A 22,575-nucleotide genomic window follows, 5' to 3' on the forward strand; every position below is an offset into this window, starting at 1 on the left:
TAGCGTATTATTTGGTTAGGGTATTGTTCGAAGAGTTGTTGAGCTGGTCATTTGTGACATAGCTTGATGAAGGTTGGCTTAACTTAATTGGAGGCTGGTGTAGCTGATGCTTAATTAATCGAGTATAGGCTATTAATAAAAATCTAACTTAATCGGTCTATCACTAATGTAATAAGTGCTAATGTCATAAAGGCTTCAATAATCATCAAATGATCGTTGAAGCCTTCGTTTTAATCGCTGCGTTATAACACTAGCGAATTATCATTTCTTTGCTCTAAGCAGATAACGAGACAATCGATTCTATCTCTACACCACTTCGACCTAATGCATTTAATACCGCTTGCATTGATGCAGTCACAATATCTTCGCAATGTGATGCAGCACAGTAACGCTGGCCTTTAATGCTAATTTGTACGTAAGCCATTGCCTCGGCTTGTTCATTTTCAGCGCCTAATTTACTTGGCATAGCATGCTCATTATAATCAAGTAATACAATGTCATAGCCAATCTTAGCGCTTAGTCCTTTAACAAAGGCATCTAACACACCTTTACCTTCGCCTTTAATACCAACAACTTGGTCTGCGATTTCTAATTCAACCTGTAAAGTATCTACATTACCCTCGCGGTTTAATTGGTAATCAGCCATTTTAGCTGCTTGTTGTGGATTTAAATAAGTACTAGAAAAAATATCTTTAATCGCTTTAGGACCTACTTCTGCTTCGCTTTTTTCTGCAAACTCTTGAATATATGGGCTAAAGTCAACTTGCATCCAACGTGGCATTTGAATGCCGTAATCTTGCTCAAGTACATAAGCAACACCGCCTTTGCCTGACTGGCTATTGATACGAATAACTTGTTGATAAGAACGACCTAAATCTCGAGGATCAATAGGTAAATAAGCCACCTGCCAATGTGCATCAGGATCTTGCTCTCGCTGCTCAGCATCAATACTCATACATTTATTTATCGCATCTTGATGGCTACCTGAAAAGGCTGCAAACACAAGCTCACCAGCATAAGCATGACGAGGATGAACCGCTAATTGCGTACAACGCTCAACGGTTGAAATAATACGATCCATATCTGAGAAGTTTAATTCAGGGTCAATGCCTTGGCTGTAAATATTCATCGCCATGGTGACAATATCCATATTACCAGTACGCTCACCATTACCTAATAAAGTCCCTTCAATACGATCTGCACCTGCTAGCACACCTAACTCAGCGGCAGCAACACCACAGCCACGGTCATTATGTGTATGTAGGCTGATCCTTACTGCTTCTCGATGACTAATATTATCGTTAATCCACTCAATTTGGTCGGCATAAACATTAGGTGTTGATACTTCTACTGTCGCAGGTAAGTTGATGATCACTTTGTTATCAACAGTCGGTTGCCACACATTTATCACCGCATCACATACTTCTAATGCATAGTCCATTTCTGTACCGGTAAAGCTTTCAGGAGAATACTGGAAAGACCAATAGGTATCAGGTTGTTGTAACGCCATCTCTTTTACCCATTTCGCACCTTGCACTGCAATACTCTTAATCTCTTCACGCGACTTTTTAAAAACCTGTTCACGTTGCACCGTAGAGGTTGAATTATACAAATGTACAATCGCTTTTTTAGCGCCTTTTAAGGCTTCAAAACTACGTGCAATTAAAGGCTCTCTAGCCTGTGTTAATACTTGAATCGTTACGTCATCTGGAATTAAATCTTGCTCAATCAATTGACGAACAAAATCAAAGTCAGGGGCTGAAGCGGCTGGAAAACCCACTTCAATCTCTTTAAAACCAACATCAACTAATAGCTTAAACAACTCTAATTTCTGGCTTGGACTCATTGGCTCGATCAGCGCTTGATTACCATCTCTTAAATCAACACTACACCACTCTGGTGCCTGGGTAATTGTACGATTTGGCCAACGTCTATCGGTTTTTTGAATAGGCGTAAAAGCACGATACTTTTTATGATTGAAGCTAGATGGCTGATTGCTATTCATTGACATAAGAGATTCCCTAAAACTATTCTTCGATTAACGGTTTGTTGCTATCTTATTCTGTCCTACTTAGTCTTTGGTCTGCATAGTAGTTGGTTACGACTCTTTTATTTTATCTCTGGTTAAGATAAAACAAAAGAATCAGCGAGTTGGCTCAGCATGGTAAGGTTATTGCCACCCGTTTCCGGTTAGAAACTTCGCTCGCTATCCATAGTGAAACTATAAACAATTTTATGGAGTGAATGATTGCAAATTCGCTTATTTAATGGCAAATTATCGCAATAAAAACCTATTTAAACCAACAATAGTAGTGATTAAAACCAAACAGAGGTTAAAGCATGCACTCAGTGATCAAATTAGACCGAACTGACAAACAAATATTGCGCTTAATGCAAAGTAATGCACGGATCAGTAATTTAGAGTTAGCTGACAGTGTTGGCTTATCCCCTACCCCCTGTTCTCGACGTGTAAAACGCCTAGAAGAGTCAGGCATTATTGATAAACACGTCACTCTATTAAAACCAGCTGCCTTGGGTTTAAACCTAACCGCAATGATCGGCATTAGTATGGATAGGCATACCCCAGAACGATTTGAAAACTTTGAAAGAGAAGTCACATCATTACCGGAAGTATTAGAATGCCTAATTGTCACAGGGCAATCAGCAGACTTTTTATTAAAAGTAGTAGTACGAGATATGCAGCATTACGAGAAGTTTCTATTGGGGCACATTACCAAACTTGAAGGCGTAACCGGAGTACATTCAAGTTTTGTATTACGTGAAGTTATTAAAAAAACCGCATTACCGCTTGATTAATAAAAACAATAACTGGTAAAAATTTATACATAGTGCAGATTAAAGTACACACAGAAACACTCAAAGTAAGCGAAAAAGGACACACAAATGTCAGTAACACAATTAGATAGGATCACCATCGAACCTTCATCAAAAGCAACATGCTGTGTAATTTGGTTACATGGATTAGGCGATTCTGGCGCTGGTTTTTCACCGATAGTTCCGGTCTTACGATTACCACAGGATCATCAAATTCGCTTTGTTTTCCCACATGCACCGGAACAAGCAGTGACCATTAATCAAGGTGCAGTAATGCGCTCATGGTATGACATTAAAAGCATGGAGTTACATAACCGAGCAAATTTAGCCGATGTACTTGATTCAGAAAAGATCATTCAAGGGTTAATACAAGAGCAACTTGATAGCGGAATTGCCAGTGACAAAATAGTATTGGCTGGTTTTAGCCAAGGTGGAGTGATGAGCTTATTTACTGGATTAAGATATACGCAAAAACTAGCGGGTATTTTAGCGATGTCATGCTACTTACCTAATGGTGATCAATTACCTGCATCTTTAGCCCTTGAAAATCAGCAAACACCGATTTTACATCAACACGGTGAGCAAGATGACGTGGTGCCTTTTAGCGCAGGTAAAATGGCTAATCAATTATTAGTTAATGCCGGATATCAAGTACAGTGGTATTCATATCCGATGCCGCATACGGTAGTCGCTGAGCAGTTGAGAGATATTTCAGCATGGCTACAAAAGGTACTGAAGTAAGGTTTACTTTGGAGTACTTTGTATTTGTAAATTATAAAATTTAATAAGGAATTATTCTTTTGTCCGTTAAGTTATATGAAGGTCAATTTAAATATAAATACATGGAGTATAGCGATGGTGCTAAATTCCTTATCAAAGATGCAACAATGAAATTTACTCACCCAAATGAATTCAATGATCCATTTGATTGCTTACCTTCATATTCACTAGAAAAACTAGACAACATTGATAAGAGGATTTTAAAGAAAGCAGCAGATGAGCTTGGCTATAACGCATCAGAAAGGATCCTAAATAAAAAAAAGATGATTGCTAATATTAAACGATCAGTTCTCGAAGGAAAGTGGCAGAATTCAATTAAAGATGATATCGGAATTTGTTCATTAACAACTAAGCCATGTAATTTACTCATGTGGGCACACTATGCAAATAATCATAAAGGGATAGTTGTAGAATTTAAAAATGAAATACCTAACAATAGTAACGACTCAGAAAAATATTTATCATCTTTTTATGTTGAGTATCATAAAATTAAGCCAGTTATGGAATTGTATGAAACGAATGTTGAACATGACCTATTAATTAAAGGACTAGATTGGCAATATGAAGATGAAATTAGATGCTTAGATATGCATAGAAAAGCAGGGATACATCCCTACCGTAGAGATTTACTGGAATCAATAATACTTGGAGTTAAATTTGACGAACAAAAAATTAGTGAAATAAAATCTATAGTAGACGCAGTAAATAAAAAATATGCTTTAAATATAAAAGTATATAAAGCAGAAATTGTTAAAAATACATTTAAAATTTATATCCCTGAACATCCAATATATAAAGATAAACAATGGGAGTAATAATTTTTCTACGAAATAAAACTAGCCTCCCTCGTCAAAACATAACGGTGTTTAATAGCTCCTTTTTCGCCCTGTCAGCGAATTTACTTTCTTAATCAGAAGAGGACCTATCCCTACAGAAATCAAATGAGCGGGCACCAGATTGTTTTTTGATCCGAACAATGTACAGCTTTTTAACACATCGACTATTCCTGACCATTACTTCCAAATTCTTAAAATAGATTAAAGACAATTAAATCAATAGCAAACAACATTTTTATACTAATTTTTAGGCATATTATGCTATGGTAAATTCTTCCCATTGAGCACTTCTGTAAGTTGTACCAACTTGTAATAGAGTTAATGGTGATGTGCGCTCAATGGAGTGATTAAGGGGGAATTATGTTAATACAATTTCTAAAAGGTTCTCTGTTCTAGGTATTTCCTAGGAGAGAGAAAATGAAAAAAGAAAATAAATTAATTTCAGCGTACGGTGTAAATGAAGCTGGCTTAGCAGCAATGCCTCGTAAAATTTCAGGCACTTTTATTTCCAGAATCTGTGTTGGTGAAGAGATGGGATGTAATCATTGTTTTCCACATGGCATAGAAACCAGTAATGACTACTGGTCAAAACAGCAAAGAAATTGGAAAAAAAATCGTAAAACACAATGGAAAAATGCTTAAGCTAATAAACTAGAATTGAAGTTAATTAACCAATGCTGACAACATAAAGCGTGTATTAGGAGACTGGTACGCGCTTTATTTTTTATTGTAAATGCTTGGCAAGATGATCGATTAACAAACGGATCTTAGGTGACATATAACGATTCTGTGGGTAGACCGCCCAAATGCCCTCTGCGGGTTCTCTGAACTGATCCAAAATAGTCATTAACTGGCCTGATTCTATATATGTTTGCACGTAATAATCCGGTAACTGCACAATACCAATATTTTTTAATGCAGCATCCACCAGCGATAAGCCACTATTGCAGCGTAAATTTCCCTTTACCCTCACCGCTTTTTCTTTACCTTGTTCAATGAAGCGCCAATAGTCTCGCGTGCCCAATAAACAATTGTGATGTTTTAACTCCGATAACGAGTGAGGTTGGCCGTGTGTTTGTAAATAATCTTCCGTGGCACACACATAATTAAAACGTTGACTCAATCGTTTGGCGATTAAGGTTGAGTCTTGTAATTGCCCTAAACGAATAGCAATATCAAAGCCGCCATCAATTAAATCAACACGGTGGTTAGTCAACTCGGTAGTCACTTCAATTTCGTTATGTAATGCTACAAAGTCATTCACTAATGGCAATATTTTTTGCTCTCCATAGGTAACTGGCACCGTTAGCTTTATTTTCCCCTGGGGGCTACTTTGCAGATTGGTTATCGCTTGTTCTGCGGTATCAAGACTATCTAATAGATGACGACAATGCTGATAAAATAGCTGTGCTTCCTGTGTTAGTGACACTTTACGTGTGGTACGGTAGAACAGTTTTACCTTTAAACGTTTTTCCAGCGCACTGATTTGACGGCTTACTTGTGCGGTTGATATATTGAGGTTTTTAGCGGCTAATGAAAAACTCTGGGTTTCAGCTACCGCTACAAATTCATTAATACCTTGCCACTTCATTGTTACCACCTAGTAAAAGTAATTTTCATTTTAGGTAGATTATCATTAATCCAGAAACAAATATAATAGACCTATTAAAATGCAATACACACATAACCGGAGTAAATATGACAGACCAATTTATTAAATCAAAAGCAGCAATCGCTTGGGGCCCAAATCAACCACTAGTTATTGAAGAAGTTGATGTAATGTTACCTAGAAAAGGTGAAGTATTAGTTAAAGTAGTCGCTTCTGGCGTTTGCCATACCGATGCATTTACTTTGTCTGGCGAAGACCCAGAAGGCTTATTCCCTGTTATTTTAGGCCATGAAGGTGGTGGTATTGTTGAACAAATAGGCGAAGGTGTTACTAGTGTTAGTGTCGGAGATCATGTAATTCCACTTTATACGGCCGAGTGCGGTGAGTGTAAATTCTGTAAATCAGGTAAAACTAACCTATGTAGCGCAGTACGTGAAACACAAGGCCGCGGCGTAATGCCAGATGGCACTAGCCGTTTCTATAAAGACGGACAACCAATTTTCCACTACATGGGATGTTCAACATTCTCTGAATACACAGTATTACCAGAGATCTCATTAGCAAAAGTAAGCAAAGAAGCACCACTTGAAGAAGTATGTTTATTAGGTTGTGGTGTTACCACAGGTATGGGCGCGGTATTAAATACAGCTAAAGTTGAAAAAGGCGATAACGTTGCCATCTTTGGTTTAGGTGGTATTGGTTTATCGGCTATCATCGGTGCAAAAATGGCCGGCGCAAACAGAATAATTGGTGTTGATATTAATGAAAGTAAATTTGAATTAGCAAAACAACTAGGTGCAACCGACTGTATTAATCCTAAAGACTACGACAAACCTATCCAAGATGTAATTGTTGAAATGACCGATGGCGGTGTTGAATACTCGTTTGAATGTATCGGTAATGTTGACGTAATGCGCAGCGCACTTGAGTGTTGTCATAAAGGTTGGGGTGAATCAGTGATCGTTGGGGTTGCTGGCGCTGGTAAAGAAATTTCTACTCGTCCGTTCCAGTTAGTGACTGGGCGTGTATGGCGAGGTACTGCATTTGGTGGTGTTAAAGGTCGCTCTGAATTACCAGCAATTGTTGAACGTTATATGGCTGGAGAGTTCAAGTTGAGTGACTTTATTACCCATACTATGCCATTGGAAGATATCAATAAATCTTTCGATTTAATGCACAGTGGTGAAAGTATCCGCAGTGTTATTCACTTCGACCATAAATAGCATACGTAAATAAAGTACCTAGCTAACATACGTAACTAACATATAACTAACGTATATAGCTAAAATCCTCATTGATAGACCAAGCAGGATCTCTGTTTGGTCTACTTCATTTAAAAACGAGCAATATTATGATCCTTGAAAATATCAGCAGTAATAAACTATTTGAAGGTTGGCATAAACAATATACTCACTCATCAAACATACTTAACTGTGAAATGCGTTTTGCCATCTATTTACCGCCGCAAGCAAGCAGTAATAATCCAGTACCAGTCATGTATTGGTTGTCAGGTTTAACCTGTAGCGACGAAAACTTTATGCAAAAAGCAGGCGCACAAAAGTTAGCAGCAGAGTTAGGTATTGCGATTGTTGCACCGGATACCAGCCCACGTGGTGATAATGTAGCCGACGATAAAGATAAAGCTTACGACCTTGGTTTAGGTGCAGGTTTTTATTTGAATGCGACACAAGCACCATGGAATAAGCATTATCAAATGTACGATTATATCGTTAATGAGCTGCCAGCTTTAATAGAGGCTAACTTCCCAGTCACCAAACAACGTGTGATCAGCGGTCACTCTATGGGTGGTCATGGCGCATTAACCATTGGTTTACGTAATCCTGAGTTATACCAATCAATCAGTGCATTTAGTCCAATCTGTAACCCTATTAATTGCCCATGGGGAGAAAAAGCATTTAGCGCTTATTTAGGTGATAATGTTGAAGAGTGGAAAACCTATGACAGTTGTGAATTATTAGCACAGCAAGAAAAACATCAACCTATTTTAATTGACCAAGGTAGCAACGATTCGTTTTTACAAGAACAGCTAAAACCAGAAAATTTAGCCGCGATTGCTAACACTCAATTAAACCAGTTCCAACTCAATATGCGTGAAGGTTACGACCACAGTTATTACTTCATCAGCAGTTATATTGATTCACACCTACAGTTCCATGCTAAAAACTTAGGCTTGCTGTAAAAGGTTAGGCCAATTGTCGAGAACTAATCAATAATGTTAGTTCTCGCATATCCCTCCATATTGAAAGACATTAGCTGAATCTTAACATTTGAATGACACGAGTTAAGCCAAGCAATAAAAAACCTAGATTCTGATAATAAAGGCATAACTCCCTCATTTATCAACGATTTATTTTGCCATGTACTCCCCCGTTTAGTTTCTTACCGCTTTAAAACCCAAACATCGTTAATTTATTTTCAAATACAAATGAAAGTTTACTTAGCCTGCTAACTAAGTATAATACTTAGCTTGCTAACTATATTTTATATGGATGAGAAATATGCGACAAGAATTAGAGCGATTAAAGGAACTATCACTTGCTGAACATCTCGCCCGCTTGCATAGGTTATGGCGTAATGTTGCAGATATTGAGCTTGCACCATTGGGGTTAACCTATCCACGTTGGACCGCCCTTTGGAAATTATTGCGGTTAGGTGACAAAGTGAGCCAAAAAGTATTAGCCAATGCTTTAGAAATCGAACTACCTTCGTTAATGCGTACCTTGGGGCAATTAGAACAACAAGGATTGATTGAGCGACACAGCTGCGATAAAGATAAGCGAGCTAGAATTGTGGTACTAACGCCCGCAGGAAAAGAGATTTTAAAAAAAATAGAAGCACGGATCATTGAAGTCCGCATGGATTTGCTTGAAGGAATAAGCCCAACTGAACTTAATGAGTTCGAACGTATTATGAGTTTAATTACTGTTAACGCCAACGAAAAACTGGCGAATATCACTTCAACCGATTGATGAGAACTAAGATGACACCAGATCAACAATTTGCCCGTTTAGTAAAAATCGCTATTCTTGGATTTATGATGATTTTTAGCTATTTTTTACTGGCCGATAATATTATCCCTTTAACACCCCAAGCAATGGCAACACGAGTCGTGACTAAAGTAACACCGCAAATTAGCGGTAAAGTTAACATCATTGCAGTCACCAACAATCAAACAGTAACAAAGGGAGATTTACTTTTCCAAATCGACCCTACGCCTTATCAATTGGCGCTCGCGCAATCTCAATTAGCCCTAGAGCAAGCCAAGCAAGATAATGCAGAGTTAGATGCGTCACTCGCGGCAGCTAAAGCGGATGTGTATGCAAGTAAAAGCAATGCGCAGCAGAAACGTAGTGAAGCGAAACGTCTTGATGCATTATTTGTTTCTCATGGTGTTTCACGACAACAAAAAGATCAAGTAGATAGTGATGCAGACGCTGCTGAAGCTAACCTTTTAGCGGCTAATGCCCGCTTACAAAAACTTAAAATTAGTCGTGGCAGTTATGGTGATAAAAATCTCAAATTACGACAGGCCCAAAACCGTTTAGCACAAGCTAAGTTGGACCTTTCTTACACTCAAATCCATGCGGATCAAGATGGTATTGTCACCAACCTGCAATTAGAGGTGGGAAGCTTTGCGACAATCGGCCAACCGTTACTCGCTTTGGTCTCTGAAAGAGTAGATATTATCGCCGACTTTAGAGAGAAGAGTTTACGGGGTGTAAATATTAACTCAGCTGCATTAGTTACCTTTGATGGTGACCCAGGCCATCTATATTCAGCGACCGTAAGCGGTATCGATGCTGGAGTGAGTGCGGGTCAATTCGATGCTAATGGCCGATTAGCAACTCCACAACAGTCCACGCGTTGGGTACGAGATGCACAACGTTTAAGGTTGCATTTATCTTTAGACCAGCCGCTAGCGAACCGGCTCCCTGCAGGAGCTAGAGCGACGGTACAGCTATTATCTGATAATAGTCTTCTCGCTTTATTCGCCAAAGCACAGATTAAAATAATCGGGCTGTTGCATTATATCTACTAGTGATAAAACAAAGTCCTTCTGATTTTGCATTCATGGCTAAGTTCATTTCTAGATTCATTTCTATGTTCATGAGCTTAACCATGGTTCGGTTTATTATCGCATGGGGTTCAAAAGAACTTTCACTGCAGGCCGACACAGACAAAAAAGTACAATAAAGGTATCGCATTATCATGCAAACACGTAAAAACCCATTAACCAGCAATGACCTACGCCAGTGTTTACGGGTTGCAACAGGCGCAACCCTAGGTTTTGCACTGTGTAAAATATTTGATTGGCAGTATGGAATTTTCTATACCGTTACCCCAATGATCTTACTTGGTTTAGTCCCCGTTATGTCTGCTCATGCTATGCGCCAACTTATCGCTTCATCGGTGATGGCTATTATTGAGGTCGGATTAATCGGTAGTTTATTAATGGGCTCGCCTGGAATGATGGTACTGGTTGTGTTTTTATTATTTATTTATCGATTTGCACTCATGTCTCGAGGCGCTTTATTTCTGTTTGGAGCTAATGGTGTATTAATGCTCAGCATTATGTTGCACTTTGCCAGTTACCCAAATACCAACTTAAATGAACTGCTATTTAATAATTTTTGGGCAACGGTTCTGTCTGTGATCATTGCCTATGTCATGATGGCCATTATACCCGATACAGAACCTAGAACAGCTCATAAACCAGGGCCCAAAGCGACACACAGGATGCGTCACGAAGCTTTGTTAGGCGCAACCATTGCCACTATTTCATTCCTTATTTTTCAGACATTTAACTTACAAGATTCAATGTCAGCTCAAGCCAGTACAATCTTGATCCTATTCCCAATGCATTGGAATGGTGTGATTGGTTATGCTCGTAAACGGGCGGTAGGAACAATCATTGGTGTCACCTTTGGAATGAGTGTACAAATCTTGCTTTATGACTGGTCCAGCCAATTGTTATTAGTCGTTCCCATTTTCTGGATTGGTCTGATGTTATTTAGTCAATTTCATGTTCGAGAAGGAGGAGGTTCAAGTATTGGTTTTGGTGCTATGACCACCTTAGGCATTCTTTTCGGACAATATTTAAGTCCTGATAATGATTTAATATTTAGTGCTTTTTATCGTATCAGTAGCATTGCAGTGGCAATTATTATCACCCTATTCCTTTGCTATTCGTTACATAGATTATTAAATCGCTTTGAAGCCACTCGTTTTGGATATTAATAACTGAAATTTTTTATTGATATTCGAGGTCTTTTGCATATTCAGTGAACTTTAGTTGAGCCAATAACGTATTGACTCAGATATGAACATGACAAGGTTTTTCAGATGGTTAAAGAAGTTCCCCTGCGTTTAGGTGAAAAGGTGATGCCTAAAGCGCCAAAAATTTTACTAAGTAATGGTGACTACTGTGTGCCCCAACACTACTTAACCTATCACCATACTCTGCAAAGTGTCGAAGCACTCATTTGTGATATTGAGTATGATCCGAGATATGTTGTGTTTGCAGCTCAGGAACTATCGGGTATTTATATACAAGTAGGCGTTGTAGGTCACGATAACTACCATAAAAAATCAACTCAAAAAGAAAGCCAGCTTAAGTTATTATTTGGTCGAAAATGGCGTGTAGAGCCAGAACTGCCTACCTCTGAAATTATTCAAAGTGTTTTTTTAGCGATAAAAAAATCACGCGAACATGAAGTGAGAGAGCTATTCAAATTAACACTTAACGATAGTACAACCACGCCTTTTAACACTCATATTGATCTTCCTTTAATGGCAGAGTTTTACGATAAAGATCAATGTATAAGTGAGCCTATAGCGACAACAAGTACAGAACAAAAAATCAACCAAGTACTGAATAAAATAAATTATGACAATAGCCAACTGAGCTTGTTAGAAGCGCAACAACGACCTAATGGTTTATGGCTAGTCGATATAAAAGTTCAACAAACGGAACGCAGCACTTTGCCAGAGATGGACAATGCGACACTTTATTTAATGGTAGATGAACTGTCTTTAAATGCATTGAGCCGCGCTTTAATGCAGGAGTTTATTCGCCTAAGTGATTTACATGTAGATAAACATTTTAGTTATCAAGGCTTTCATCGTTTTGACCCTGATATTGATATTGCAGATATTGCCGACTTGTCTCAACAAAGTCGTAAACATGAACTAGCAGCGCATTTTGCAAGCGAGTTTTCTAAGAGCAATAAAGAAATCGATTTAATGCGAATTCCTACTGTGAAAGAAGGTGTTTTAGCGCAAAAACATAAACAGATTATTGAACAGTTTAAATTACAAATGCAATAAAACAACATCAGAAAGTATAAAGTTTATTTGTTAAAGCACAGGTAAAATACAGTTCCCTGTGCTTTAAACTCATTCATCTAAACTATTGCCTTTAAACTCGCTCCTCTAAACTAACAGCTTGTAATTCAGTGTTTTAAATTCACGGTTATAAATTGACAAACACCTTTAAATTTAAAGCTATTAGCGCGCTTACTGAAAGTGTACAAAGTTAATTAATGGGCATGTTTAATTGAATATGCTTAATTGAAAATGTGTAAGTATTAAGAAGATGAACAAAAGCAGGAAAAGACAAGTAAAAAATCAGCCATAAAAATAAACCTGATGTATTTTTTTATGACTGACTACAGTGGCTAATTAATCTATATTGAGTTAAACCTAAACTTAATTAAACCAAGCTTAGTTAAACATGTTTTTTAAGCCGCTATTAAAACTAGTGGTCATTTTAGTCGTAAGATCACCGAAGGTAGATTTCTCATATTTAACTTTAACGTAGTCGCCTAACTTAACTTGATCTGCATATTCGTCATCCACTAAAATCCAAGCAAAATGATCACTAATAAGGTTGCTCGTTATCGTACCTTCAACAACTGCATATTCCTCGATAGCAACATCACCGGTTAATGGATTCGCTTTAACTTCTAAGTTATAAAAGGTAATCGTTGATTCAGGTTTAAAGCCAAAATTCTTACCTGCTGATATTTTAAATAAACTTTTATCGCCATTTACTTTTCGCTCTAACACGTAGGCTTTAGGTGAAAAGAAGTTTTGGAATTTTGCTCTATTACTCTCAACACCGGCTTTAGCTGCTTTACGTATTAAAGCATTAGCAGATGCATTACTGATAGGGCATCGACTATTACTAGTATCGGTTGAAAAGGAAGCTTTGTCTTCTGTTGTAATGGTCTTTGAATAAGCTAATCCTGGTAATTTATAGAGTTTTAAATTAGCAGCAACCGTCGCCGTGAAACGACAGTGCGCAGGTGTCACACTGGTTTTACCATCATCATTTGTGTACGACTTTCGCGCTGTAAAATCATAAGAGAGAGAAGCGTTTGAAACATTACCCGTAATAGCATAGTTAGCAACATCAGGACCATTATATTGCGACTTACCCTTTGACTCTGCTAGGGCGAGTTCTTTTTTAAGCTTTTTTGCAATATTTCTATCTACTATTTCAACCCCTACCTCCGCAAGATGAGTTTCTAATGCAGTGGAAATAGCAGTGCCGGTATGGCTTGATTTACCTAATGGAGTATCTGTTGTATCTGCAGGAAAAATCACTATTTTTTGCTTCGCACCAGCAAGGGTTTCTTTGCTTGGTAAGATATCTGCTTTTTGCATTGAAACATCAGTATATTCGCGAATATTTTCTTTTGTTTGTATACAACCAGTAAGGCCCAACGTTGCAGATACTGCGACAACTAATAATTTTTTCTTCATGTACTACTTCCTTTTAATATGCAAAGTTAAATATGCTGAAATGCGCTTATTTAATTAATTTGTACTCGTTATCAGTATCGTTTACTCATCAAATCCCAATAACTGATAAACATCGGAGCGGTTTTCAACCACGGTTAAGAATTTACTCACGGCACTTTCATAAGCTTGTTGGTAGGCCGTCACAGAAGAACCATTAAGCAGATATGATTTTTTGCTGTAAACCTTGCCGGAGTTGGATTTAACTAAGAAACTAAAGTTAATACGTGTGCTATAAACAGAAAAAGCCAAACTGTTCTTTGTTTTTCCTTGCACCTGAATAATGGCATCAGCTTTACTTTTACGGCTAGCAACTTGGAACCCATGTGTTTGTATCAGGTCATTTAGTTGTTCTGCAATGGGGGATACATTACTCGTTGATTGAATATAAAAGTGGGTACTTGCAAGTAATTGCGCTTCGGCTAATGAATACTCCTGAAATAAACGCGTATAAGGTGTTAAATCAAATTCACTATCGGCAACTGCAATCAAATACAATAGCGGCTCAGCTTCAGCTACACTGGCTTGAACTTTGTTATAGGCGTAAAGCTGTTCAATCTTACTTTTACTACTTATATTATGCAGCCTAGTATCTATGTGATTGGTGATGGTTGTCAGCTTAGATTTTTTATCCTTAATAAACTCATTTCTCGAGATAGCAATTTCTACAAAATATTGTTGTTCTACCTTTTCAGCCTTTTTTTGCTCCACCTGCGTAAACTCAATATCTTTCACTTGAGTATTAATTTTTTGTGAAAAAAGCTGATCTACTTGCCCATTATGTAAAGACTGCTTGTGTAATGTATCGCTGTTAACACTGACCGAAAATTTACCGGCAATCTCTTTTAATGCATGTTGCTTGGCTTCTTCAAGCCCCTTGCCAACACCAACGCCATACATATATTGTTGATTATCTTGAGTAGGTGAAAGCACCCACTCAGGCACGTTTTCATTACCTGAATTAGATGAACATGCACTTAAAAGTACAAGCCCTGTCATAGCAACAAATAAAGGCTTAAAATACTGCTTACATTTAATCATCATTTTTCCTATAGCAGATTATATTGCAGATTTTGTTTCGTATAAGGCGATTCGTTTAGACACTTTTTTTAAGTAATGCTTAGTTTCATCGTAAGGCAGTTTATTCATTAAAGCGTTATACACTTGCTCAGGCGATAATGTGTTAATAACCCGTGCCGCTTTGTTAATATTTCTGGTGTTACCACTGTTATTAAAGACTTTTGCGACATTACCTGCACCGGTGTTGTAGGCTGCGATAGTGCAATACAAACGACTCTTTGGATCGGTTATCGACTTCAAATAACGTTTATCTAAAATACTCAAATAAGCACTGCCCGTTTCAACGTTAATACTAGGCACATACAACTCTTTAACTTGCATTGGTTTATCTATTTTTCGAATCATTTTATTCACGTCATGACCGGCAGTGCGTGGCACTATTTGCATTAAACCATAAGCAGGAACCGCTGATTTAGCCTTCGGTTGAAAAGCAGATTCGGAATGCATAATAGCCATCACTAGCGCCACGGGAATATCGAAGCGTTGGCTCTCTTTTTCAGCAAATGGCTTGTATTTTTTGGCTCTTTTACTGAGGCTGTTAGCCGGTAATTTAGCGGTATATTTAAGAACTTTATAAGTAGGCGGTGTCACCTTTGTTTTTTCTCTCAGCGCTGCATATTGTGCTTCAACAGTTGCAATACGTTGTGCCTCTTCTTTTTCTAGAGTCTTTTTTTGTAACTCAACAGATTTTTCAATAATACTTTCAGGCACACTTGCTTGAGTTTCTTGTAGCTTATCTGCTTTTAGATCTGCTTCATTCTTATAAGCGAGCGTTTGCTTTTTGATCACTTCCTTGGCATTTTTTTCTTGTTCAGTATCGAATTTAATCTCATTTAACTGAATATTCTTGGCCTTAACGACTTTATCAAGAGCTTGTTTTACTTCTGATTTATTTTCATCTTTAGCAAGATATGACGTTAATATTTTTTCACTCTCAGCTGCAGTAGTATCCGCAGGAACGAGTATTTCAACCACAGCCTGATTGTTATCGTAGTCAACAAGTTCTCTGGTTTTTAAGTCTTCAGAATAAACAACATTATTTATATCTTTTGCAGTAGTTTCACCCCATTGCATAATAATTTGAGTTTGTTTGTAATCGAACCCGTTTAAATACTCCTTTCTCCAAGTGTCATATTCAGCTAAATACCCACTAACAAAAGAAATATACTCTTCGACTATTTTGTCATTGTCAGGGGATTCAAACTCATTCATTTCTGCATCAAATTCATCAAATACATTGTCTGAACTTGCCAGTGGGCTAAGTGCTAAAGAGATAACGAATAGGCTAGTTATAAATTTTTTCATATGACCTCAGAAAAGCCACATCACTCAGAAAATATCAGTGATGTGGCTTCCTATATTATTTGTTTTTTAATTTTGAAAGCACGTTTGCAAGTTCATCAGCGGTCTTTTTGTCATTGAACTTAGACCATAACTCGGCATCCTTTGCTTCTGCTTTTTGGATCACTTTAGAAAAGTTCATATCGAAAGTCGCCTTGTCCATACCTACTAACGTATACAAACCACCAGCGGGACTAGTACGTTTAGTAATGATTCTTGAGTTATTTAAAGTGGTGCTTGAGATACTTTTTGTGACATTTTCAAAGTATTCATCTACATTTTCACTAACACCTTCAGTAGTTGTATTAGTAGAAGACGTTGAAGCCGTTTTTAAAATACTTTGTACATTAACTTCGAATTGACGACCTAGATTCACGCGTGCGTCATTGATGGAAATATCATTCATAATACTTGCCCCTGCTACATTTTTCTTAGCATAGCCTGTCGCACTAATTTCCAATCCTGTTGGTGTTACACCACACACCCATTGCGGCGCTTCTTCCTTTGGCGCGTCAGGGTAAAAACAAGCTAATGACTGCACATCGTTAACACTTGAAGTGCTTTGGCAAGCAGTTAATACCGTTACTAACGAGAATGTGAGTGCTGTTTTTTTAAACATTGGAGATCCTTTTTTTAAATAACGAAGTAATTAATAATGATTGTTAAATAACGCACTCATCTCATAATTGCTTAATAGAGATTCCAGCATTATTTCGTTAGACAATTCAGTAATAGAATAAAAATTGGGTATTAATGGTGATGAAAATGTCACTGAGGAAAAATCAAACTCTTCAACTGAGTTCAACTCATGGTTAACGTCAATAATAGTTTGGCTATAAGGTGTAGGCGCATTGCTGTAGTTCACATGCCCTAACAATAAGTTATAGAACATTAAGTTACGGCTTAACTCATAACTTTCTGAGAAATATTCCAAACTACCGACATTAGTTAGTATTGACTCCTGTGAAGGTAGGTATTGTTTAATATCCAGCGTATTAAGTTGCTTGTTGATATAAGCAACCGGTGCTAAAAAATCAGCTTTTTTACTGAATACGGTAAAACCATTCAAACGTTGGTTTTTAATAAAAGTAACCAATAAAAATTTTTCACTGTTGTAATAATAATATTGAAGATCATCATCTAATTTAGAAGGTTTAATGACTTGAGGAGATCCTAGGATTTGCTCCGTATAACGCTCAGTAAGTCCAATCCGCAATTTGCTAATACGCTTATATTCTATTTCGTTGGTAAACCTTGAAATCACTTCCTCATAAACACTAACAACGGCTTCTTTAGTATCATTCCACTGCCCAAGCGACAACATAATCAACACCACCGTAAAAGAGATATTTTTTATCTTTACTAACAAGGTAGAGTTATTATTTGCGGGAGTATCTGTATCGCTTTGTTGCATCCATTCACCTCTATTTGCGTACAAATAGTTTATTTCCAATAAAAAAAATACCACCTAAGTGGTAACATCGTGGAAATACTAAGGTTTTTTTAATAAAAAAGCGAAGAAAAAATTGAACTTTTATAGATTTTAACAATACATTTAAGAACAGAGATCACACTTTATAGGTTATTACATTTAAAAAGGCTTTATTAATATTATTTATTGACTTTATTTAATTAAAAAACACGTGAGTTCAGTGTTGTATCATTTATTTAAATGGATAAAACTATTGTTATCAACGCATAACGTACTATATTTAATATTAATAAAAATGCCTTCTAGTTTAGTTAATATTAAAATATTCCATTATAAATAGAGAGAATACTCAGTGAAGTCTATTCCCCTGCGTTGGTTAATTATTACCCCCTTCGTACTACTTGCACTTATTGCAGGTGTGCTGATGTACTTTGTATCCACCGTCACCATTTCCAATATAGCTAATAATGTAGGCGAGCAATATATCAAGGAGGTGGAAAATCGAATTGATGATAGGGTGGGAGATTTCATTGCGCCACTCAGCGACATTTTAGAAATTAACCGTGATGCCTTTACTAACAAACCTGAATTACTGAATAACTTAACCCCCATCGCCACCCGCTTTTACGAGCAAGCTACCCCTTTTGAACATATGACGTTTATTTCCGTTGCCACAGCAGACGGTCGTTACCTCGCATCTGCACGCGATCCCATTGGTAAAATACAACACAACATTGCAGCAAATTTTATTAACAAACCTTTCACCATGGAAGGATTTAACTATCACCCTAAAAAAAGTATCGGCGCCAAGATAGAAACCGATCCCGCTTTTAGTTACGACCCAAGGGGAAGACCCTTTTACCTCGATGCATTAAAAGCCCAAACAATAACCTGGAGTGATATTCATCCCTATTATGGTCGTCCAACATTGGGGATCGGCTTATCGGTTCCTATTTATGATGTAAATGGCAAAGTATTAGGTGTCACGGCAACCAGTGTTGCGTTGATTGAATTAGATGATTATTTAGAATCGTTAGAGCTAGTGGATAACGCTTACATTTTTTTAGCTGAAGAAAATGGTGCATTGATTGCCACTTCAAGCAAAGATGCTTTGTACAATATTACGGAAGGAACCTACACTAGGCTAAATCTCAACAACCACCCAGATCCCTTGTTTAAAATGGCCAGCCAGCACTTTAAAAAAGGCTCATATCACCTTAATCTTGATGGAGAAGCCTACTTATATCGCGTCAGTAACATCCAACTCAAATATGGAAAAACTTGGCTGATTGGTGTGCTTATTCCTTCTTCTTACCATGAAGGAATATTAACTGAATACACACAAACCACTATTTTCATTACACTCTCTCTATTTGCTTGTATTGCAATCATTGGCTCCGCGATTGCTTGGTATATAGGCAAACCGATACAACAACTTAATAAAGCCGCTAATGATAAAAAAGTTGAAAGTATTCTATTACTCCCACAACCCATGAGTAGGATCCGCGAAATTTGTTCGCTCAATCAAGGTCTACATGCAATGGCCGAAAACCTTTTAGATATATTGCAACACCTAGAACAAAAAGTATCAGAGCGAACGTCTTATTTACAGGATGAAAATGAGAATTTACTTGAGAGCTCGCTCACCGACGAGTTAACAACACTTTATAACCGTCGAGGCTTTAACCTCGTATTCGAAAAAGCATTTAAATCAGCACAAAACAAAGCACACTCACTTACCTTTGTACTGGGTGATATTGACTACTTTAAACGTATCAATGACGATTACGGACATACTTTAGGTGACTGCGCACTAGTCGCCGTAGCCGCTAACCTCAAAAAACATACACGTGCTGCAAAAGATATAGTAGCGCGTTATGGAGGCGAAGAATTTGCCTTGGTATTTCTGAATATGGAAACGGAACAGGTCCTTGAAAGACTTAATAATATTCAACAGGAATTTTCTACTATCCCCGTCTTTGAAAATCAGCACATAACCATGAGCTTTGGCTTAGCTGACCTCAAGGAACATCCCAATGCTTCAGCTGAGGCCTTGATAGAAATAGCAGATAAGAGACTTTATAAAGCAAAAAATAGCGGTAGAAATAAGATTGTTAGTTAGTATTTAAGGGCCCTAAAAAGGAATACAGCGTTCTGGAATCGCTACCTAAATTACTTGAATGACATCATAAAAAGCTACCTTTAAGTAAGTGGAACTGCATTGCTAAAGGGTAGCGTGATGATAATTGTTAAAAGTAAGTATATGACAATGATCTTTTTGTCATTCAACTTATTGAATAAATTCAACTAAGTAGAGCCACAGCACTTACCTTTTCTTAAAAACTTACTTATTTTTCAGAGCCTAATTGGAAACTTATGGCTTGGTTACGAAGCTCAGTATATTTAACGATTAGTTGTTCCTGATTTAATTTTTCGTCACCAAAGAAAAAGGCATTGTTATTAAGAAGCTGAATAAAGTAATCATGGATAAAACTTAAAATCAAATCTGCTTTTTTAAGCGTATAAATATTACATGACTGACCATGTAAATCATCCAACAAGTCCAGTACGTTAGAGCGATAATTTTCAACTAAATACAACTCTCTTAACGCTTCTTCGTTACTCAGTGCTTTTTCCCATTTCAAATTAATATTGTTTTGATGGCTAATAACACTAGTATCAGCTGCTGCATTTTTCAGGTTTTGAAGCTTATGCAGATAGGCCTGTAGCGCACATTGTTTTTCCAGACGATATAATCCAAATAACTCTTCCTTAGATAATTGAAGAGGATTTTTTAATAAGTAATCAAAAAAGAAGCGTGTTTCAAAGCGTTCGATACCGTGAAATAAAGGAGTATCTTGACCATTGCTATTAAAGTGCTTGAGTGGATTAAATTGATACATATAACCAAAATCAAACAGCTTAATCCTATTATTATTGTCCAATAAAATATTACCAGGGGATAGATCCCACTCAAAAAATCCGTTGAGTTCTAAATTGCAAATACATGTAAAAATTTGTTCAAAAATTTTTTTATTAAAACGTTGAGGAGGTGCTCCTACAATCCATGGAGAAAGAATAATCCCTTCAGTATATGATGCAAATTTGGTCTCAATTATATGATTAAAATCAGCCGCTTTAGTTTGCTTTAAAACGCTAAAATCATGGCGGCGCTGCACCTCATTAAGAAAGGATGTTTGACCGTCGACATTATTCACTAGGCTAGCAGACCTTTTTAGCTTAAGTGTCCAGTGCCTATCTGCAAACTGGAGATGATAGACAACGCCAGTCAGCCCAGAGTCGAAGGTTTCAACAACATAATGAGATTCACTGTTTGTCGACTTTAATTCTGCTAATGTAATTGGGAAGCCTTTAAGATCACCTACTTCAATATTTTTACCATTCTCACAAAAGCTCAGTTGTGCCTGTTGTCGTACTTTTTCTAAACTCATTTTTGCTCCTTTATTTTACTCCTGCATAAAACGACTCGCTGAGCTTATAATTTCAATCACAATGAATAACATCCTGTTACCTTTACAGTAAGTGAGACTCGTTAATAAACAAAGTAAAACTTTAAGTTATTGCAGAGTGTTCGACTAAGTGAGGATTTAAACAAAACAGTTAGATATTGCAAATAAACGGAATATGAAGTAGCGATAAGGGGCATTGTAAAAAGACAAGTTGAGGCTGTATTATATGCACAGCTAGTAGCTAGATTATTAATACAACTCGAGGTTTTATGAAAATAATAAAAAAAGCATGGCAACACTATTGTGACTGGTTAGATGAAATGGGGTTAACCCCAGAAAACAAACGTTGCTGTGTACCACTTGATGAACGCGCACAAAAAGCGCTTCGCGCCGAGCAGCAACCCGACAATGCAACAGATAATAAAAAAGCGAATAAGTAACAATCCTCGTTAAAGCATTCAGTGCCAAAATATGGATCATGACTAAGATAATCATTACATTAAAATAACGTAACTAGATCAAAACAAAGTAACTAAATTAAAAAAAAGTAACTATATTAAAATAACTATTGAGGTTCTGTTAATAGTTAATCTCAAGATATGAAGTGTTTTCTAATGATGATCAAGAAGCCTCTTTTTAAAGAGTAGATTACCTTTGTAAATACACTTATTAAGATGAATTAGTACCACAATAATAATGATATTTAAGGATATAAAAATGGGATACAGCGACTTCGCAAATATTTTTTCAGAAAAGACAACCTATAAACCAGTTGAAACATTCGGCGCGGAACATCGCATCAATTTAGCTGAGCTTAAAGCGACTACAACAGCTGTATTTAAAGAAAGTGGAAAGATACCCGCCATCAAACATGTCAATGCTTTCTTCGGTTTGGGTCGTCCACTTCCATTGTTATCAACAAAAAATTACGTTGAGCAAATCGAGTTATCTATTAATAATGAGCAAGCAGAGTAAGGTTTATATGTAATTTACGCCTCATCAAGGCAAGTTCTTTAACCTTAACTTCTAACCTTTAACCTTTAACTTCTAAAAGTTGTATGTTTATCCCCAAGCTCCTAAATCGGTTGGTGTGTGGTCAACTGATTTTGGCCAAATTCACGCATTCAAGTAAATGTCTTCGCTCAAAGACTTATTCTATAAACATTAAAATAAATAGTTTGATGCAATTAAAACGAAGACAATCTTTATCGGCTAGTTGAATAACTCACATCCCCTCTTACTATAAATCTAGAAACCTTAATTTAATCGTCTAAATTACTAAACTAGTATAAGGCTGACATTGAATTATAGTATCGAAATTCTAAGTCGTTTACGCGCATAAGGGAACCTACAAATCATTACATAGTG

The 22,575-nt window shown here is 37.0% G+C and carries 21 protein-coding genes; 13 read left to right on the forward strand and 8 right to left on the reverse strand.

All coding sequences use genetic code 11. The features are described from left to right. Positions 1 to 274: 274 nt before the first annotated feature. Positions 275 to 2,011 carry a 2-isopropylmalate synthase gene (gene leuA / locus GQR44_RS00220; protein ID WP_166368053.1) on the reverse strand — a complete coding sequence of 579 codons (1,737 nt, stop codon included), beginning with the start codon at positions 2,009 to 2,011 and terminating at the stop codon, positions 275 to 277. Positions 2,012 to 2,349: 338 nt separating this feature from the next. Here leuA and GQR44_RS00225 point away from each other — a divergent pair, with 338 nt between their 5' ends. The 4 genes from GQR44_RS00225 (at position 2,350) to GQR44_RS00240 (ending at position 5,093) form a co-directional block, all read left to right on the forward strand. Next, positions 2,350 to 2,817 carry an Lrp/AsnC family transcriptional regulator gene (locus GQR44_RS00225; RefSeq protein ID WP_166368961.1) on the forward strand — a complete coding sequence of 156 codons (468 nt, stop codon included), beginning with the start codon at positions 2,350 to 2,352 and terminating at the stop codon, positions 2,815 to 2,817. Positions 2,818 to 2,904: 87 nt separating this feature from the next. Then, positions 2,905 to 3,576: a dienelactone hydrolase family protein gene (locus GQR44_RS00230; RefSeq protein WP_166368055.1), complete on the forward strand. Its 672-nt coding sequence runs from the start codon at positions 2,905 to 2,907 to the stop codon at positions 3,574 to 3,576. Between the two features lie 59 nt (positions 3,577 to 3,635). Beyond that, positions 3,636 to 4,430: a DUF2971 domain-containing protein gene (locus tag GQR44_RS00235; protein ID WP_166368057.1), complete on the forward strand. Its 795-nt coding sequence runs from the start codon at positions 3,636 to 3,638 to the stop codon at positions 4,428 to 4,430. Positions 4,431 to 4,868: 438 nt separating this feature from the next. Then, positions 4,869 to 5,093 (forward strand): phosphate ABC transporter substrate-binding protein, encoded by a 225-nt coding sequence (locus GQR44_RS00240; RefSeq protein ID WP_166368059.1) that lies wholly within the window; start codon positions 4,869 to 4,871, stop codon positions 5,091 to 5,093. 82 nt (positions 5,094 to 5,175) lie between these two features. Here GQR44_RS00240 and GQR44_RS00245 read toward each other — a convergent pair whose 3' ends face one another. Next, positions 5,176 to 6,042 (reverse strand): LysR family transcriptional regulator, encoded by an 867-nt coding sequence (locus tag GQR44_RS00245; RefSeq protein ID WP_166368061.1) that lies wholly within the window; start codon positions 6,040 to 6,042, stop codon positions 5,176 to 5,178. Positions 6,043 to 6,149: 107 nt separating this feature from the next. On the opposite strand from GQR44_RS00245, the gene GQR44_RS00250 reads away from it, so the two are divergent. From GQR44_RS00250 to GQR44_RS00275, 6 genes are all read left to right on the forward strand, one after another. Then, positions 6,150 to 7,283, forward strand: a complete 1,134-nt coding sequence (locus GQR44_RS00250; RefSeq protein WP_166368063.1) for an S-(hydroxymethyl)glutathione dehydrogenase/class III alcohol dehydrogenase — start codon at positions 6,150 to 6,152, stop codon at positions 7,281 to 7,283. Between the two features lie 128 nt (positions 7,284 to 7,411). Continuing rightward, positions 7,412 to 8,260, forward strand: a complete 849-nt coding sequence (gene fghA, locus GQR44_RS00255; RefSeq protein ID WP_166368065.1) for an S-formylglutathione hydrolase — start codon at positions 7,412 to 7,414, stop codon at positions 8,258 to 8,260. 319 nt (positions 8,261 to 8,579) lie between these two features. Then, positions 8,580 to 9,050, forward strand: coding sequence for a transcriptional regulator SlyA (gene slyA, locus GQR44_RS00260; RefSeq protein ID WP_166368067.1), 471 nt, complete (start codon positions 8,580 to 8,582; stop codon positions 9,048 to 9,050). Positions 9,051 to 9,061: 11 nt separating this feature from the next. Then, positions 9,062 to 10,120 (forward strand): HlyD family secretion protein, encoded by a 1,059-nt coding sequence (locus GQR44_RS00265; RefSeq protein WP_166368069.1) that lies wholly within the window; start codon positions 9,062 to 9,064, stop codon positions 10,118 to 10,120. Between the two features lie 170 nt (positions 10,121 to 10,290). Continuing rightward, positions 10,291 to 11,319 (forward strand): DUF2955 domain-containing protein, encoded by a 1,029-nt coding sequence (locus GQR44_RS00270; RefSeq protein ID WP_166368071.1) that lies wholly within the window; start codon positions 10,291 to 10,293, stop codon positions 11,317 to 11,319. A 105-nt stretch (positions 11,320 to 11,424) separates the two neighbouring features. Further along, complete coding sequence (locus GQR44_RS00275) at positions 11,425 to 12,408, forward strand: hypothetical protein (protein ID WP_166368073.1); 984 nt, start codon at positions 11,425 to 11,427, stop codon at positions 12,406 to 12,408. Positions 12,409 to 12,804: 396 nt separating this feature from the next. On the opposite strand, the gene GQR44_RS00280 is transcribed toward GQR44_RS00275, so the two are convergent. The 5 genes from GQR44_RS00280 to GQR44_RS00300 all read right to left on the reverse strand — a co-directional run bounded on the left by GQR44_RS00280 (position 12,805) and on the right by GQR44_RS00300 (position 17,719). Continuing rightward, the gene (locus GQR44_RS00280; RefSeq protein ID WP_166368075.1) at positions 12,805 to 13,848 is read right to left on the reverse strand and encodes a hypothetical protein; all 1,044 of its coding nucleotides are present in this window, start codon (positions 13,846 to 13,848) and stop codon (positions 12,805 to 12,807) included. 81 nt (positions 13,849 to 13,929) lie between these two features. Next, the gene (locus GQR44_RS00285; RefSeq protein ID WP_166368077.1) at positions 13,930 to 14,925 is read right to left on the reverse strand and encodes an LPP20 family lipoprotein; all 996 of its coding nucleotides are present in this window, start codon (positions 14,923 to 14,925) and stop codon (positions 13,930 to 13,932) included. A gap of 18 nt (positions 14,926 to 14,943) precedes the next feature. After that, the gene (locus GQR44_RS00290; protein WP_166368079.1) at positions 14,944 to 16,269 is read right to left on the reverse strand and encodes a transglycosylase SLT domain-containing protein; all 1,326 of its coding nucleotides are present in this window, start codon (positions 16,267 to 16,269) and stop codon (positions 14,944 to 14,946) included. A gap of 55 nt (positions 16,270 to 16,324) precedes the next feature. Beyond that, positions 16,325 to 16,924: an LPP20 family lipoprotein gene (locus tag GQR44_RS00295; protein ID WP_028870413.1), complete on the reverse strand. Its 600-nt coding sequence runs from the start codon at positions 16,922 to 16,924 to the stop codon at positions 16,325 to 16,327. A 30-nt stretch (positions 16,925 to 16,954) separates the two neighbouring features. Then, entirely contained in the window at positions 16,955 to 17,719 is a 765-nt protein-coding gene (locus GQR44_RS00300; RefSeq protein ID WP_166368081.1) for an ETEC_3214 domain-containing protein, read from the reverse strand. Between the two features lie 370 nt (positions 17,720 to 18,089). Between GQR44_RS00300 and GQR44_RS00305 the strand changes: the two genes are divergently transcribed. Beyond that, the gene (locus GQR44_RS00305) at positions 18,090 to 19,859 is read left to right on the forward strand and encodes a diguanylate cyclase (protein ID WP_166368083.1); all 1,770 of its coding nucleotides are present in this window, start codon (positions 18,090 to 18,092) and stop codon (positions 19,857 to 19,859) included. 226 nt (positions 19,860 to 20,085) lie between these two features. Here the strand turns inward: GQR44_RS00305 and GQR44_RS00310 are convergent, their stop codons facing one another. Further along, on the reverse strand, positions 20,086 to 21,189 hold the full coding sequence (locus GQR44_RS00310) for an AarF/UbiB family protein (protein WP_166368085.1): 1,104 nt from the start codon (positions 21,187 to 21,189) through the stop codon (positions 20,086 to 20,088). Between the two features lie 287 nt (positions 21,190 to 21,476). Here GQR44_RS00310 and GQR44_RS00315 point away from each other — a divergent pair, with 287 nt between their 5' ends. Together GQR44_RS00315 and GQR44_RS00320 are read left to right on the forward strand one after the other, a co-directional pair. Then, positions 21,477 to 21,647: a hypothetical protein gene (locus tag GQR44_RS00315; protein WP_166368087.1), complete on the forward strand. Its 171-nt coding sequence runs from the start codon at positions 21,477 to 21,479 to the stop codon at positions 21,645 to 21,647. Positions 21,648 to 21,924: 277 nt separating this feature from the next. Further along, on the forward strand, positions 21,925 to 22,182 hold the full coding sequence (locus GQR44_RS00320; protein ID WP_166368089.1) for a hypothetical protein: 258 nt from the start codon (positions 21,925 to 21,927) through the stop codon (positions 22,180 to 22,182). Positions 22,183 to 22,575: the final 393 nt, after the last annotated feature.

It is taken from the genome of Psychromonas sp. SA13A (genome assembly GCF_011378715.1).
Classification (GTDB): Bacteria; Pseudomonadota; Gammaproteobacteria; order Enterobacterales; family Psychromonadaceae; genus Psychromonas.